The following is a 15,581-nucleotide window of genomic DNA, read 5'->3' as shown; positions in this document are numbered from 1 at the left end:
TTCAGTCCTTCCCGTACAACGTGGAATCGGCAAAACCTTCTGCGTCCAGCACGCGCCCGACGATGATCATTGCAGTGCGCTCCATGCCTGCTGCGCGCACCTTCTGCGCGATATCCGCAAGCGTGCCCTTCACGCGCTCCTCGTCCGGCCAACTCGCGCGGAACACGACAGCGACTGGACAATCCTCGCCATAGTGCGGCACGAGATCGGCGACGATCCGCTCGATATAACGCACGCCCAAATGAATCGCGAGCGTTGCGCGATGACGCGCGAGGTCCGCGAGCGATTCTCCCGGCGGCATCGACGTCTTCGTGGCATAGCGCGTCAGGATGACGGTCTGCGAGATACCGGGCAGCGTGAGTTCGCAACCGAGCGCCGCCGCCGATGCCGCCGTCGCCGTCACGCCGGGCACGATTTCATAAGGAATCCCGATCTGTTCGATACGTCGAATCTGTTCGCCGATTGCGCCGTAAAGCGATGGATCGCCGGAATGCACGCGCGCCACGTCTTGGCCGTTGTCGTGCGCCTGCTTCAGAAGCGCGACGATTGCATCGAGGTCGAGTTCGGCCGTATTGACGATACGTGTCGCGCGATGCCCCGACAACACGGCGTCAGGCACCAGCGATCCGGCATAGAGAATCACCGGGCACGTGCGAATCAGCCTTTGCCCTTTGACGGTGATGAGTTCGGGATCGCCCGGTCCTGCGCCGATGAAGTAGACGGTCATTGGGTGTTCGTGTCGAAAGCGAGCAGCGCATCCAGCGCGCTCGCGGGGTCGTCGAATTCGCGCTCGACCGCGGGCAGCGAGGGACGCGCGAGCATCACGACGGGCAGCCCTCTTTCGCGCGCCACGGCGAGCTTGGCTTCCGTCGCCTTGCCGCCGCTGTTCTTGCTGACGATCACGTCGATGCGCGCCGCATCGAAGAGCGCACGTTCGCCGGCGATATCGAACGGGCCGCGTGCGTCGATGATATCGGCGCGCGCGTTGCCTTCGTGCGGATCGAGACAGCGGATGGTCCAGTGCTGCGACGCGGGAATCTCATCGAGATGCGCAAGCGGCTCGCGGCCGAGCGTGAACAGTGGCCGATGAAACGCCGCGATTCCTTCGACGATGCCGCGCCAGTTCGCCGCCTCACGCCAGTCGTCGCCGGGTTGGCACTGCCATGCGGGACGCCGCACGGCCCAGAGCGGAATGCCGGCAGCCGTGCACGCCTCGCGCGCATGACGGCTCATTTGCGCGGCATAGGGATGCGTCGCATCGACGACGAGCGCGATATCGTTTGCGTGCAGATAGCCGATCAGTCCCGCCACGCCGCCGAATCCGCCGACGCGCACTTCGCACGCCAGATCGGCAGGCACGCGCGCGAGGCCCGCGATGCTGTAGACATGCGGTTTCGTTAGCCGGCGCGCGATGGCGAGCGCATCGCCCGTTCCGCCCAGCATCAAGACACGCTTCATACTGCGCTTCCCACGATCACCCCTTGCCTGTCGATGGCGAACGTCTCCACGACGATGCCTTGCGGCACCACAGCACGCGCAACGTCACGCGCCCGCGCGCAGACGACATCGCCGAGTTCGATGCTCTCGGCGCGTGCCAGCTTTAACGCTTCCTGACTCGTATTCGCCGCGCGAATCGCGGATTGCAGCGCATCACTTGCACCGGCATCGGCGGCCCACACCGCGAGCAGGGTCAAGTCGATACTCGAACTGCGGCTATGCAGGTCCATGTGTCCCGCCGCGAGCTTGCTCAGCTTCCCAAAGCCACCGCATAAACTGAGCTTCTCGACCGGCGCGCGTCGCAAGTGCTTCAACACCGCGCCCGCGAAATCGCCCATTTCGATCAGCGCGATATCGGGCATGCCGTAGCGCGCGCGCATCGCGTCTTCGCTCTGGTTGCCCGTGCATCCCGCGATATGCCGCACACCGTTGGCCCGCGCGACGTCGATGCCCTGATGAATCGACGCGATATACGCCGAACACGAAAACGGCCTGACGATGCCGGTCGTGCCGAGTATCGACAAGCCGCCGACGATACCGAGCCGCGGGTTCATGGTTTTCTGCGCGAGCGCCGCGCCATTTTCGACACCGATGGTCACGTCGAAGCCACCCGCATAGCCTGCGATGGCCGCGAGTCGTTCGAGGTGCCCGGTCATCATCTGACGAGGAACGGGGTTGATCGCCGGTTCGCCGATCGCGAGCGCAAGTCCCGCGCGCGTCACGGTGCCGACGCCCGGCCCGGCATGAAAGCGCACGCCCGCATCCGCCGACAGTCGCACGCGCGCGAACACCAGCGCGCCGTGCGTGACGTCGGGATCGTCGCCGGCATCCTTGATGACGCCGGCTTCCGCTTCATCGCGCTGGCCCTCGATCAGGCGGCAGAATTCGAGCTTCATCGTGACGTGCTGGCCCCGTGGCAACACGATCGCGGCGCGTTCGCTTGCTTCGCCCGTCAACAAGAGACGCGCAGCCGCGAGACTCGTGACGGTCGCGCAGCTTCCGGTGGTATAGCCGCTTCTCAGCGGCGCGGGGGCGTCGGGCGTTTCGTCGCGCATGCGTCGAATGGAACGATATAGTTAGGAACGCTCACGACTTGGAAACATGCAGCAAGGTGATCGGCAACGCTTGCCGCCACGTATCGAAGTTGCCGAGCGGCTCGGCGTGCGCGACGCTCACGCGCGTCAGTTCGCCACCGTGCCGCGCGCGCCAGTCGACGAGCGCCGCTTCGCTCTGCAAGGTCACCGCGTTGACGATAAGACGGCCGCCCTGCCGCAGCCGCGACCAGCAGGCATCGAGCACGCCGGGCGCGGTCGCCCCTCCGCCGACGAATACCGCATCCGGTGCGGGAAGGCCATCGAGCGCAGCGGGCGCTTCGCCCTTCACGAGCCTGAGCGTCGGCACGCCGAGCGCATCGCGGTTGTGCTCGATGAGACGCTGCCGCCCTTCATTCGCTTCGATCGCAATTGCGCGGCACGCCGGATGCGCGCGCATCCATTCGATGCCGATCGAACCGCAGCCCGCGCCCACGTCCCATAGCAATTCGCCGGGCTGCGGCGCGAGACGCGCGAGCGTGATGGCGCGCACATCGCGCTTGGTGAGCTGGCCATCGTGACGATAGGCTTCGTCGGGCAGACCGGGCGTGAGCGGCGGGCCGGCGTGGCCTGCGTGCGTCCTGCAGTCGATCGCCACGAGATTGAGCGCAGCGACTAACGGCTCGCGCCAATCGTCCGCACGTTCGTCGATGCGGCGCTCGCCGATACCGCCGAGATGCTCGAACACGCTCATGCGGCTTGCGCCGAAGCCATGCACGGTCAGCAACGATGCGATAGCCGCGGGCGTCGAGCCATCGGCGCTCAGCACGAGAAGGCGCGCGCCGCGAAACGTATGGGCGAGCAGTTCCGCGACCGGACGCCCGACGAGCGATACGCACTGTGCATCCTGCAACGCCCAGTGCAGGCGCGCCGCTGCGAGCGACAGCGAGGAAGGCGCGGGAATCACGCGCATTTCATCGGGCGAAAGCTCGCGTGCGAGCGTGGCGCCGACGCCGAAGTGCATCGGGTCGCCGCTTGCGAGCACGCATACTCGCGTGCCGCGCGTGCGTTCCGCGAGCACGGCATCGATGGAAAAGGGTTTGGGCCACGGCGCGCGGCGCGCCGCGATACGTGCGGGCAGAAGCGCGAGATGACGCTCGCCACCGTGGATCGAACCGGCTTCGATGAGCGCGCGACGTGCCGCGCGGCTCAGGCCATGCCAGCCGTCTTCGCCAATGCCCACCACGGTCAGCCAGGTCGACATGTGCCGTTCCCTCCTTGCGGTTCGCTGCGTGCATCACGAGAAAACTGCATGCACGAAGCGGTCTGATGGTCGATAAAAGCGGGCATAATACAACGTCCGTCGGTGCCTGCCAGGGTAAAACCTGAAGGGCCTAACAGGGAACACAGCAAAACTGTGGCTGCCCCCGCAATTGTACGCAGCGAGTCCGCGCTCCACTGCCACTGGTTTATACCGGGAAGGCCGGCGCGGATGGCGACCTGCCAGCCAAGAGACCTGCCGACGCCAGAATCAACGCTTATTTCGCGCGAGCCCGCCGGGCGGGGTGTACCGGTCTGTTCATGGCGCGATACCGCATCCGTTACGCTTTTGAACGCACATTCTTCGACATCGCGGCCATCGGCTTGTCCGGGCCTCATGCGCATCGTGCCCGCACGAGACGGCGGCCTCGCCCGCTTGCGTCTCATCGGCGGCGAACTGAGCGCGCATGCAGCGCATGCGGTTGCACGCGCCGCCGTGCTTTGCGGTTCGGGCGTCATCGACGTGACGAACCGGGCCAATCTGCAACTGCGCGGCATCCGCGACGATGCCCACGCGGAACTCATCGATAGCGCCTTGAACGCCGGCCTCGGTCCGCAGGCGGAAGGCGGCGACGATATCCGCAACGTCATGCTAAGCCCGCTCGCCAACGACGCGACGCGCACGCTCGCCGCCAGCATCATTGCCGCGATGCAAAACGATGCCGCGCTACACGCGTTATCGCCGAAATTTTCGCTGCAACTGGATGGCGGCGAATCGCTCGCCATGCTCGATCATAGGCATGATGTGTGGCTCTCTGCACTCGATGGCGGCGCGCGTTTTGCGTTCGGTTTTGCAGGGTCGATGCCGCATCACGTCGAACATGCGCCCGCGCTTGGCGGCGTTGCACGCGATGATGCCGTGGGTTTTGTGATTGCAGTGTTGCATGCGTTTCTGGCACAGGCGACGCAACAGGAACATCGCATGCGCGAGGTGCTTGCACGCATCAGCGTTGCGCGCTTTCTCGATGCGCTTTCCTTCGATGCCGCATGCACGACATGGCGGCGTGCGCCGTCCGATGCGTCGCTGCGTCTGGGCGCACACGCAATGCCCGAACACGATGCATGGTACGTCGGCGCACAACCGCCGCTTGGCCGTCTGGATGCGGCGACGCTCGACGCGCTCGCTGATCTCGCGTCATCGCATGCGCAGGGGCGGCTCATTTTCACGCCGTGGCAAAGTGTAGTGCTGCCCGGCGTCGCAATGCAGGACACGCGATACGTGATAAATCGCCTCGATGCGCTCGGCCTCGTCACCGACGCGCGCCATCCGCTTGCGCGACTCATCGCATGTACAGGATCGGCCGGCTGCGCCAAAAGCCACGCCGACACCAAAGCCGATGCGCACCGCCTCGCGCCGCTGTTGCCACCGAATACATACGTGCACTTGAGCGGTTGCGATCGTTCGTGCGCGGCGGCGCATCCGGTTGAAGTAACGCTGTTCGCGGTCGGAACCGGCCGCTATGACGTGCATCAGCAGGCACAGTGCGTCGCGCACGATCTTTCCATCGAAGAGGCGGCCGCATGGCTTGCCTGGAGACATGCCGATGCTTGACTACATTCGCGACGGCGCCGAAATCTATCGTCAGTCGTTTGCGACGATTCGCGCCGAAGCCAACCTGAGCGCCATTCCTTCCGATATTGAGAAGGTCGCCGTGCGTTTGATCCATGCGTGCGGCATGACCGATATCGTCGATGACTTGCGTTCTTCTCCCGGTGCAGGCGATGCGGGCCGCGCGGCGCTTGCTGCGGGCGCACCCATTCTCTGCGATGCACGCATGGTCGCGGAAGGCATCACGCGCGCACGCCTTCCCGCCGATAACCGCGTGATCTGCACGCTCGGCGATGCATCCGTGCCCGAACGCGCCCGTGCAATGAACAACACGCGATCCGCCGCCGCGCTCGAGCTATGGAGGCCGCATCTGGAAGGCGCGATCGTCGCGATCGGCAATGCGCCGACCGCCCTCTTTCATCTACTCGACATGATCGATGACGACGCACTGAAACCCGCGCTCATACTGGGCTTTCCGGTTGGTTTCATCGGCGCGGCGGAATCCAAGGCGCTGCTTGCGTCCGACAGCCGCGGCGTGCCTTACGTCGCCTTGCTCGGACGGCGCGGCGGAAGCGCAATGGCCGCCGCCGCAGTGAACGCACTTGCTTCGGAGACCGAATGATGAGCGGACGACTCTACGGGCTGGGCGTCGGTCCGGGCGATCCTGAACTCATCACGGTCAAGGCGCTGCGGCTGTTGAAGTCCGCGCCGGTGGTAGCTTATTTCGTCGCGAAGGGAAAGAAAGGCAATGCGTTCGGCATTATCGAGTCGCATCTCGACGATACACAAACGCGCCTGCCGCTCGTTTATCCGGTCACGACGGAAGCGCTCGAACCGCCGCTTTGCTACGAAACCATCATCAGCGCGTTCTACGATGAATCCGCACTCGCCATCGCCGATCATCTCGAAGCGGGGCGCGATGTCGCGGTGATCTGCGAAGGCGATCCCTTTTTCTACGGCTCGTACATGTATCTGCACGACCGCCTGGCCGGACGCTTCGACGCGCATGTGGTCCCCGGCGTGTGCTCGATGCTAGGCGGCGTATCGGTGCTTGGCGCGCCGCTCGTGTATCGCAATCAAAGTCTCAGCGTCCTTTCGGGCGTGCTGCCCGAAGAGGAACTTCGGCGCAAGCTCGAATCGTCGGATGCGGCCGTCGTCATGAAACTCGGACGCAACTTCGAGAAAGTGCGCCGCGTCCTGATCGAACTCGGGCTGGACAAGCGCGCGCTTTATGTCGAACGCGCGACGATGGCGAATCAACGCATCGTCCCGCTCGATGAAGTCGATCCGATGGCGTCGCCTTATTTCTCGCTGCTCGTCGTGCCGGGGAAAAAATGGCAGGCGTGAAGACGCATTCGACGCTTGCCATCGTCGTGCTCGGTGAAAGCGGGATGCACACTGCGCGCCGCATTCAGGCGCAATACGCCGGATCGCTCGTGCATGGTCTTGCGGGCCGCGTGGACGCTGATCGTGCTTACGAGAATTTCGGCACGCATCTGCGTTCGCTCTATGCATCCGATACGCCGATCGTCGCGCTATGTGCCGCGGGAATCCTGATTCGTGCACTTGCGCCCTGCCTGAGCGACAAGCAAGCCGAACCGCCCGTGCTGGCCGTCGCGCAGGACGGCAGCGCGGTGGTGCCGCTCCTCGGCGGCATGAGCGGCGTCAACGTGCTTGCTAAGGAAATCGCTGCTGCGCTCGACGTGAAACCAGCGATTACGACAAGCGGCGAATTGCGCTTCGGCACATGCCTGCTTGCGCCGCCGGAAGGATATGCGCTGGCCGATATCGAGCGCGGCAAGCGCTTCGTATCCGACTTGCTCGCGGGCGAAACGACGCGCATAGAAGGTCATGCACCCTGGCTCGATCACGCCGATCTTCCGCGCAGTGCCGATGCGCGCCTCGCGGTGCGCGTCACGCCGCATATCGATGAACACGACGATGCGCTCGTGATTCATCCGCGCTGCGTGGTGGCGTGGGTGCATGACGTGAGCGGTCCTGTCGCAGAACGCGTGCGTGACGCGTTACGTGCACACCGCTTGTCCCCGCTTGCGCTCGCAGCACTCGTCGCACCGACGCACGCGATGGCTCGCGATGCCCTCGCCGATGCCGCCAGCGCACTCGACGTGCCGCTGCGTTTCAGCGACGCGATGCCTTCGCAAGACATCGGCATCACCGTGGCGGACGGCCCTGTCGATGTGCAAACCATTGGCCGCGCACGCGGGATGCTGACCGTAATCGGCCTGGGCCCGGGCAACGCGGATCTGATGACGCCCGCATCGAAGGCCGCGCTCATCGCCGCGCAGGACGTGCTCGGCTATGAAACGTATCTGCGCATGGCGGGACCGTATCGCGCCGATCAATGCGTGCATATGAGCGACAACCGCGAAGAGTTGCAACGCGCGCGCCATGCTTTCGAACTCGCGAGCGCCGGACGCAACGTGGTCGTCGTTTCATCGGGCGATCCGGGCGTATTCGCGATGGCCGCCGCCGTGCTCGAAGCATTGGAAGAAGGCTGCGCGACTCATCCCGAATGGAACGCGGTCAAGCTGACCATTTTGCCGGGCGTATCCGCGTCCCTCGCGACGGCCGCACGCGCGGGCGCACCGCTCGGCCATGACTTCTGCGTGCTGTCGCTATCGGACAACCTGAAGCCTTGGGACGTGATCGAGAAACGAATCACACATGCATGCGAAGCCGATCTCGTGATGGCGTTCTACAACCCGCTATCGAAGGCGCGGCCCTCGCAGTTCGATCGCGCGATGAGCATCGTGCGGCAGTATCGCGATGCAGCGACGCCCGTCGTGCTCGGCCGCGACGTGGGACGTCCCGCTGAGACGATCCGCACGGTCACGCTGGGCGAGCTGCACGGCGGCCTCGTCGATATGCGCACGATGGTGATCGTCGGTTCATCGCGAACACGCAGCTTCGGCGACTGGGTCTATACGCCGCGCTGGTATTGAAGCAGCGCATCCGCCGATACGCATTGCGCTCCCCACGACACCGCCAACGCCTCAGCCCCGCCGACACGCACGAGTCCATCCTCGAAATCCACGACGATGATGCGATCCGCAAAAGAAGGCGCGGCGGGCCGCTCGTTCACGCGGCCATCGGTCAGCAGCCATAGCCAGCGCCGTTGATCGGGCCTGCGCCGTGCAGCGCGCGCAAGCACCGTTGCCGCGCTCGCCATGCCGAGCGTGAGCGGCGTACCGCCTCCGCCGCCGATCGGCGCAATCCATCGCTCGTTGAACCAATGCGCCGCGCCCGGCTGACGGCGCACTTCGGCGCGGCCGCCGCCGAAGCACACCAGCGCAACCTCAGCGCGCTCGCGATAAGCGCGGTCGAACAGCGCGATCAACATGCCTTTGGCGCGTGCGAGACGTTCGCCGCCTAGCATCGAGCCGGAGCAATCGAGCACGAAGCAATGCAACGCGCTCGCGTCGCCATCGGTGTGGCGAAAGCGCAAATGTGCCGCATGAAAAGGCGCGGCGCGCTTCGCTCGCAGCGTCCCTATCCAGTCGATGCGTGCGCTGTCCGCGCCATCGTGAGTACGGTAGTGGCCCCGCGAACGCGCGTTCTGCCATCGAAGACGATGCGCTTGCGCATCGGCGTCGAGCCTTCGATGGCTCAGGCTTTTTTTTCGGCGAGCGGCCTGACTTGCTTGATCTTCGCGGCGCCAACCGGCTCGGGCGGCACGTAGCCCCACTCGCCATCCTGTGCGCTCGCGCCGTTTGCCTGACGAGGCGGCATCTCTTGCGGCGCTCTTTGCGGCTGCGCGTCCTGCTCACGGCGTCGATGACGCAACACCGCTTCGGCCACGCATTCGACATGCTTCGTCTCGACGCGATGCGCGCCTTCGAGCGCCGCGAGCGCACGCGCCGCCCGTAGCATCACGAGGTCCGCGCGCAAGCCATCCACTTGCGCGGCGATACAAAGCTCGCTGACGCGCGCATGAACGGCATCGTCGAAATCGTAGTGGTTCAGCGCGGCGCGCGCGGCATCGATACGTTCGCCGAGCGCCGCCTGGTTGTCCGCATGGAGCACACGAAATGCCTCGGGATCCGTATCGAATGCAAGACGCGACTTGACGATTCTCTGTCGCACGTTCGCATCGAAACAATTGTCCAGTTCCACCGCGAGCCCGAAGCGGTCCAGCAATTGCGGACGCAGTTCGCCTTCTTCCGGGTTCATCGTCCCGATAAGAACGAAGCGCGCATCATGCCGGTGCGAAATGCTGTCGCGTTCGATGATGTTCACGCCGCTCGCCGCCACATCGAGCAACTGATCGACGAGCGGATTCGGCAACAGGTTCACTTCGTCGACATACAGCACGCCGCGATGCGCTTTCGCCAGCAGGCCCGGCGAGAACTTCACGCCGCCGTCGCGCAACGCGCTCTGGATATCCAGCGTGCCAATCAACTGTTCCTCGCTTGCGCCGAGCGGCAAGGTCACGAGCCGTCCTTCGGGCAGAAGCTCCGCGAGCGCGCGCGCCGCCGTTGATTTCGCCGTACCGCGCGGCCCGCTGACGAGCACGCCGCCAAGCGAGGGATCGACAGCCGCGAGCAGCAAAGCCTGCTGCAACGGCGCCTGTCCGACGAGCGCGGTGAAAGGAAACACTGGAAATGAAGAGGTATCGTTCAAATCTGTCGGCTCTCGAGTTGCTGCTCGACATCGAGCAGATGCCGCGTCACCGCCTCGCGATAGTCGCCCGGCGCTTGCCACAAGCCGCGCTCCATCGCTTCGAGCAAACGCTCGCAGATCGACTGCAACGCGTGCGGGTTGTGACGGGCGATGAAGTCGCGCGTGCCGGCATCGTTCACATAAGCATCGGTGACGAGCGCATATTGATGATCGGACACGACGCGCGCCGTGGCGTCGTAGCCGAATAGATAGTCGACCGTTGCGGCCAGTTCAGATGCGCCCTTGTAGCCGTGTCGCTTGACGCCATCGATCCATTTCGGATTGACGACGCGCGCACGCACCACGCGTGCAATTTCTTCGTTGAGCGTACGAACGCGCGGCGCCGCCGGGTTGCTGTGATCGGCGTTGTACGCCTGCGGCTGCAAGCCCGACAGATAACGCACCGCCGCCACCATGCCGCCCTGAAACTGGTGATAGTCGTTCGAATCGAGAATGTCGTGTTCGCGATTGTCCTGGTTTTGCAGCACCACATCGAGCGATGAGAGACGCGTGCCGAAGCTCGCGCGCGCTTCGACGCCGTCGCCGCCTTGCGAATACGCATAACCGCCCGTGCTTTGATAAGCCTCCGAGAGATCGGCGTCGGTGTGCCACTGACGCGCATCGATCAATTCCTGCAAGCCCGCTCCATATGCACCGGGCTTCGTGCTGAAGACACGCCAGCCCGCACGGCGACGCGCTTCCGTTGCATCGACACCGCGGCCGATTAGTTCATCGCGCTCGCGCAGAATTCGTGCGCGAATCGGGTTCACGTCGTCCGGCTCGTCTTCGAGTGCGGCAACGGCCTGCACCGCCGCGTCGAAGAGATGCATGAGATTGGCGAACGCATCGCGAAAGAAACCCGATACCCGCAAGGTCACGTCGATGCGCGGACGATTGAAGATGGAGATGGGCAGGATCTCGAAGTCCGTCACGCGATGACTGCCCGCCGCCCACTTCGGCCGCACGCCGATGAGCGCGAACGCCTGAGCGATGTCGTCGCCTCCCGTGCGCATCGTCGCCGTGCCCCACACCGACAAGCCGATCGCACGCGGATAGTCGCCGTGGTCCTGCACGTGTCGCTCGACGAGCATGTTCGCGGACTTGAGCCCGAGCGACCAGGCGGCTTGCGTCGGCAAGGCGCGCGTATCGACCGAATAGAAATTGCGACCGGTAGGCAAGACGTCGGGCCTGCCGCGTGATGGCGAACCACTCGGTCCCGGCGGCACGAAGCGCCCTTCGAGACCGCGCCTGAGTTGCATCAGCTCTTGCGGTCCGCATGCATCGAGGCGCGAGAGGACATCGCTTTTCAGGCGTTCAAGCACGAGTTTCGTATGTGCTCCGGGCACGCGAGCATCGTCTTGCAGCAGTTGCATCGCAAGACATTCGAGGCGCTCGCGCGTGTCGCCATGATGACGCCACGGCGCACTGCTCACCGCTTGCAATGCTTCAGGGCGCGGGCCCGTCCATGATGCGGACCAGTCGGCGTCTAGCGGATCGAAGGCATCGCCCAGTTGCAGATCGCGTGCGAGCGCGGTGATGAGGCTCGCGTTCGCACCTTGGCCATCGCCAACTGGAAAACGCCCTAATGCAAGCAACGTATCGCGGCGCTGCACGCCGTCGGGCGATACGCCGAACACATGCAGGCCGTCGCGTATCTGCGCCTCCTTCAGTTCGCACAGGTAGGCATCGGCGCGCGTGAGCAATGCGTCTTCGCCCGCGATGTCGCGCGGCGCGTCCAGCCCCAGCTCTTCATGCAGTCTGTGTTGGACGATGTTTTGCAGTATCGACTTGCGCAAAAGTTTTGCGCGGCGTGCATCGACCATTAACGCTTCGTAGTATTCGTCGACTTGCCGTTCGAGGTCCTGCAAAGGCCCGTAGTTCTCAGCGCGCGTGAGCGGCGGCATCAGATGATCGATGATGACCGCCTGCGCGCGCCGCTTCGCCTGACTGCCCTCGCCCGGATCATTGACGATGAACGGGTAAAGATGCGGCATTGGGCCGAGAATCAGATCGGGCCAGCACGACGCCGACAACGCCACGCTCTTGCCCGGCAGCCATTCGAGATTGCCGTGCTTTCCTACATGCACGATGGCGTCGATATTGAAGCGCGAACGCAGCCAGAAATAGAACGCCAGATAAGCATGCGGCGGGACGAGTTCGGCATCGTGATAGCTCGCGTAGTCGTTCCGTTCACGCGAACGCGAAGGCTGAATGCCAACGAAGACTTCCCCGCAACGAAAGCCCGCGATCATGAAGCGGCCGCGTCTTATCGTCGGGTCTTGCTCGGGTGCGCCCCATGTTGCTTCCAGTGCAGCGCGCGCATCGGCGGGAACGGCGTCATACGCAGCACGATATTCCTCGAGCGAAAGGCTTTGCAGCGCGGGACGCAAATCGCGCACGACCGGATCGTTCGTCACGCCTTGCGTCAACGCCGCGATGAGCGCATCGCCATTCTCGGGAATAGTGCCGACGCGATAGCCTTCGCGCGCAAGCATCGACAGAATGCCGACTGCGGACGCCGGCGTATCGAGACCCACGCCGTTGCCAATGCGCCCTTCGCTTGCCGGATAGTTCGCCAGCACCAGCGCGATGCGTTTGGCCGCGTTCGGTTTATGCCGCAGCGCGCACCAGCGCCGGCTCAGTTCCGCGACGAAGCGCACGCGCTCGGCATCGTGCTGATAGCGCACGACGTCGACTTGCGTATGCGGACAGTGATACGCAAGCCCCTTGAAACTCACTGCGCGCGTGATGATGCGGCCATCGACTTCGGGCAACGCAATATGCATTGCGACATCGCGCGAATTGAGGCCGTGATTGTCCTTCTGCCAGTCTTCACGATTGCCGCCGCTTAAAACCACTTGCAGCACGGGGGCATCGCCGGCCACTTCGAATGCTTCGCTCTCGCCGATCACGCCCGCTGCGAACGCCGTCGTATTCAATACGAGCGACGCATGATGCTCCGCGCACAAGCGCGCGACCACTTCGCGGCTGACGCTTTCCTTAAGGGAGGAAATCGCGATCGGCAGCGGATTGAGCCCCTCATTTTCGAGCGAATCGATCAGCGCATCGAATACCGCTGTATTGCCCGCTTGCAGATGCGCGCGATAAAACAGCACCGCGACGACTGGCGCGCCCGCGGTCCATCGCGCGCGCCAGTCGTCGATCACGGCGATATCGTGCTCGGGATGATAGATGGCGACAGCAGGCAACGGACTCGGCGGCTGCGGCTCGCGCCCGAAGCCAAGCGCATGATGAGCGATCGCGCGCAGGAACGCTTCCGCATTGCGCGCGCCGCCTTCGCGCAGATAACGCGACATGACGCGGCAGAACGCGGCGTCGGCCGTGCTCTTGGCGATGAGATTCGGGTCTTCGGTGAGATCGCCGGAGAACATCGCGAGCACTTGCTTCTCGCTCTTCGCAAGCGACACGAGCCGCTCGATCCCATACGGCCAATACGATTCGCCGCCGAGATGGTCGACGATGACGACCTTCGCGTGACGCACGACGTCGTCGATATAGAAGTCCACCGATGCAGGCTGACGCAAGAACGACTGATTTGCGAGCCGCACTTCGGGAAAGCCCGCTTCGAGGCGCGGAAACGCGCTCGCCAGCAGTGCGAGCGTCGTGTCCGCCGAACTGAGCACGACGATCGGCGCACGCGTCTGCTCGATGCGTATGACGCCAGCGGCATCGTCGACGAAACCGCCAGGTGTCGTGCGTAGTAAATGCATCGTGTCAGGCCTGGACCGGCGCGCTGGCGAGCGCGGCATCGAATGCGGACTGGAGCGCCGGCTGATCGAGGTCTTCTCCGATCAGCACGAACCGGCTGGCCGCTTCGCCGTCGGACCAGCGCCGGTCGAAGTAACTATCGAAACGACGTCCCACGCCTTGCACGACCAGACGCATTGCAGCGCCGGGAAGCGCAGCAAAGCCCTTCACACGATAGATCGTGTGGTGCTCGACGAGACTCTGCAACGCGGCGATGGCCTGCTCGCGCGACTCGATGATCGCCTGAACGACGACCGAATCGAACGCGTCGTGATGATGGTCGGCGTGGCCTTCATCATCTACCGCACCGTGATGATCGTGCCGCAAATGAATCGTCTCTTCCGATGCCGATTGCAAGCCGAGCAACGCATGCAGATCGAGCCGGCCCATCTGCGCAGGGACGATCTTCACTTGCGGCGGAATCTCGGGTCGTATGAGTGCTTCCACTTGGCCAAATGCATTGCCGTCCATCAGGTCCGTCTTGTTGACGATCACCAGATCGGCCGATGAAAGCTGATCCTCGAACAGTTCATGCAGCGGCGATTCATGGTCGAGGTTCGGATCGGCCTTGCGCTGTGCGTCGACTGCGGCGGGATTGGACGCAAAGTGGCCGCTCGCAGCAGCGGGGCCATCGACGACCGTGATCACGGCATCCACGGTAAAAGCATTCTTGATGGACGGCCAGTTGAACGCCTGCACGAGCGGCTTCGGCAATGCGAGACCGGACGTTTCGATCAGCACGTGGTCGATGCGGTCGCGCCGTTCGAGCAATTGCTCCATCACGGGATAGAACTCTTCCTGCACCGTGCAGCACAAACAACCGTTCGCAAGCTCATAGAGATTGCGGTCCGCAGAGGCCGCTTCGTCATCGCAGCCGATACCGCAGCCCTTCAGAATCTCGCCGTCGATGCCGAGTTCGCCGAACTCGTTGACGATGACCGCCAGGCGCAAGCCCTGCGCATTCGACATGATGTGGCGCATCAAAGTGGTCTTGCCGCTGCCGAGAAAGCCGGTCACGACGGTGACGGGAATCTTGCGGGTTTGCATCGTTGCTCCGTGGCGTGTGTGCGTGCGCCGTGCCGCTCAAGGCATGAAATGCGATGTCGAACGGGAATGCGCACGGCTCTGTGATCATGGACCGGGCCGCATCCCCGCGGCATGGGTCCTTGCGAAAGTCTGGCCGGTATCCGGGCTTGCGGCTTCATTGCACCGCCTTCCTGCCGATGGCAGTGGCGTGTGGCGCAATGCGCGGCATCGTCAATACCGATACCGCCAGTCGCTTACCGTTGCGGGGGCAGCGCAGGTTGACGCAAGCCATGATCATGCATGGCCAGGCGCTCCCTGCTTCCCGTTTAACTGTGCGCGAAAGAAGCTCGCACACGAGCACCAAAACTGCGTGAAAGTCTAGGCGTAGCGGGCACGAGCGTCAAGGAAACACGCGCTTTGAAGAAGCGCCTATGGTATCTTTGGCCCGCGACTGGTGCTCGCGCGTTCCAACGCAACGCGCAGTTAAACGGGAAACAGGAAGCCGTGCTCGTCAGACGAACCACGCGCCAGCCTGTGCTGTCCCCGCAACGGTACGCGACCAGCGGCATTGTCATCGTGCAATGCCGCGCATCGTGCTCGAATGCCACTGCCGAAGGCGGGAAGGCCGCACGGTGAGGTCGCAAGCCCGGATACCGGCCAGCGCAGGAACGAAGCGCATTGCGTGATTGCATGCGACGCGCTTCGCCGAA

General features: G+C 64.0%; 12 protein-coding genes and 3 riboswitches. Of the genes, 4 read left to right on the top strand and 8 right to left on the bottom strand.

Translation table 11 applies throughout. The features are described 5' to 3' along the window. Window position 1: 1 nt before the first annotated feature. Genes cobM through cbiE form a run of 4 tightly spaced genes read right to left on the bottom strand, consistent with a single transcriptional unit; the run spans window position 2 to window position 3,792 of the window. The gene (gene cobM / locus LDZ21_RS16005; protein WP_244795779.1) at window positions 2-727 is read right to left on the bottom strand and encodes a precorrin-4 C(11)-methyltransferase; all 726 of its coding nucleotides are present in this window, start codon (window positions 725-727) and stop codon (window positions 2-4) included. Beyond that, a complete protein-coding gene (locus tag LDZ21_RS16000) occupies window positions 724-1,458 on the bottom strand; it encodes a cobalt-precorrin-6A reductase (RefSeq protein WP_244795778.1) in 735 nt (244 codons plus the stop codon). The genes cobM and LDZ21_RS16000 overlap by 4 nt, the downstream gene beginning before the upstream one ends. Beyond that, window positions 1,455-2,552 carry a cobalt-precorrin-5B (C(1))-methyltransferase gene (locus LDZ21_RS15995; protein WP_244795777.1) on the bottom strand — a complete coding sequence of 366 codons (1,098 nt, stop codon included), beginning with the start codon at window positions 2,550-2,552 and terminating at the stop codon, window positions 1,455-1,457. Before LDZ21_RS15995 ends, LDZ21_RS16000 begins: the two co-directional genes overlap by 4 nt. Before the next feature lie 31 nt (window positions 2,553-2,583). Further along, window positions 2,584-3,792, bottom strand: coding sequence for a precorrin-6y C5,15-methyltransferase (decarboxylating) subunit CbiE (gene cbiE, locus LDZ21_RS15990; protein ID WP_244795776.1), 1,209 nt, complete (start codon window positions 3,790-3,792; stop codon window positions 2,584-2,586). A gap of 83 nt (window positions 3,793-3,875) precedes the next feature. Then, window positions 3,876-4,066: riboswitch (cobalamin riboswitch) on the top strand. A gap of 119 nt (window positions 4,067-4,185) precedes the next feature. Between cbiE and cobG the strand changes: the two genes are divergently transcribed. From cobG to cobJ, 4 genes are read left to right on the top strand one after another with little or no spacing between them, the layout of a single operon-like run. Further along, the gene (gene cobG, locus LDZ21_RS15985; protein ID WP_244795775.1) at window positions 4,186-5,400 is read left to right on the top strand and encodes a precorrin-3B synthase; all 1,215 of its coding nucleotides are present in this window, start codon (window positions 4,186-4,188) and stop codon (window positions 5,398-5,400) included. Further along, a complete protein-coding gene (locus tag LDZ21_RS15980; protein ID WP_244795774.1) occupies window positions 5,393-6,019 on the top strand; it encodes a precorrin-8X methylmutase in 627 nt (208 codons plus the stop codon). The genes cobG and LDZ21_RS15980 overlap by 8 nt, the downstream gene beginning before the upstream one ends. Continuing rightward, a complete protein-coding gene (locus LDZ21_RS15975; protein ID WP_035964542.1) occupies window positions 6,016-6,744 on the top strand; it encodes a precorrin-2 C(20)-methyltransferase in 729 nt (242 codons plus the stop codon). The genes LDZ21_RS15980 and LDZ21_RS15975 overlap by 4 nt, the downstream gene beginning before the upstream one ends. Then, window positions 6,732-8,360, top strand: a complete 1,629-nt coding sequence (gene cobJ, locus LDZ21_RS15970; RefSeq protein WP_244795773.1) for a precorrin-3B C(17)-methyltransferase — start codon at window positions 6,732-6,734, stop codon at window positions 8,358-8,360. Before LDZ21_RS15975 ends, cobJ begins: the two co-directional genes overlap by 13 nt. On the opposite strand, the gene LDZ21_RS15965 is transcribed toward cobJ, so the two are convergent. From LDZ21_RS15965 to cobW, 4 genes are all read right to left on the bottom strand, one after another. After that, window positions 8,339-8,911: a vWA domain-containing protein gene (locus LDZ21_RS15965; RefSeq protein WP_244795874.1), complete on the bottom strand. Its 573-nt coding sequence runs from the start codon at window positions 8,909-8,911 to the stop codon at window positions 8,339-8,341. The genes cobJ and LDZ21_RS15965 overlap by 22 nt on opposite strands. Before the next feature lie 113 nt (window positions 8,912-9,024). Beyond that, window positions 9,025-10,038 carry a magnesium chelatase ATPase subunit I gene (locus LDZ21_RS15960; protein WP_244795772.1) on the bottom strand — a complete coding sequence of 338 codons (1,014 nt, stop codon included), beginning with the start codon at window positions 10,036-10,038 and terminating at the stop codon, window positions 9,025-9,027. Beyond that, window positions 10,035-13,808, bottom strand: a complete 3,774-nt coding sequence (gene cobN, locus LDZ21_RS15955) for a cobaltochelatase subunit CobN (RefSeq protein ID WP_244795771.1) — start codon at window positions 13,806-13,808, stop codon at window positions 10,035-10,037. Before cobN ends, LDZ21_RS15960 begins: the two co-directional genes overlap by 4 nt. Before the next feature lie 4 nt (window positions 13,809-13,812). After that, the gene (cobW, locus tag LDZ21_RS15950) at window positions 13,813-14,892 is read right to left on the bottom strand and encodes a cobalamin biosynthesis protein CobW (protein ID WP_244795770.1); all 1,080 of its coding nucleotides are present in this window, start codon (window positions 14,890-14,892) and stop codon (window positions 13,813-13,815) included. A gap of 114 nt (window positions 14,893-15,006) precedes the next feature. Then, window positions 15,007-15,251, bottom strand: a riboswitch (cobalamin riboswitch). A 54-nt stretch (window positions 15,252-15,305) separates the two neighbouring features. Next, a riboswitch (cobalamin riboswitch) is annotated at window positions 15,306-15,547 on the top strand. Window positions 15,548-15,581: the final 34 nt, after the last annotated feature.

Origin of the sequence: Caballeronia grimmiae, from assembly GCF_022879615.1 — a bacterium.
Lineage (GTDB): Bacteria > Pseudomonadota > Gammaproteobacteria > Burkholderiales > Burkholderiaceae > Caballeronia > Caballeronia grimmiae.
Note: the sequence above shows the minus strand (reverse complement) of the source record. Positions and strands in the feature narration are given on the sequence as shown.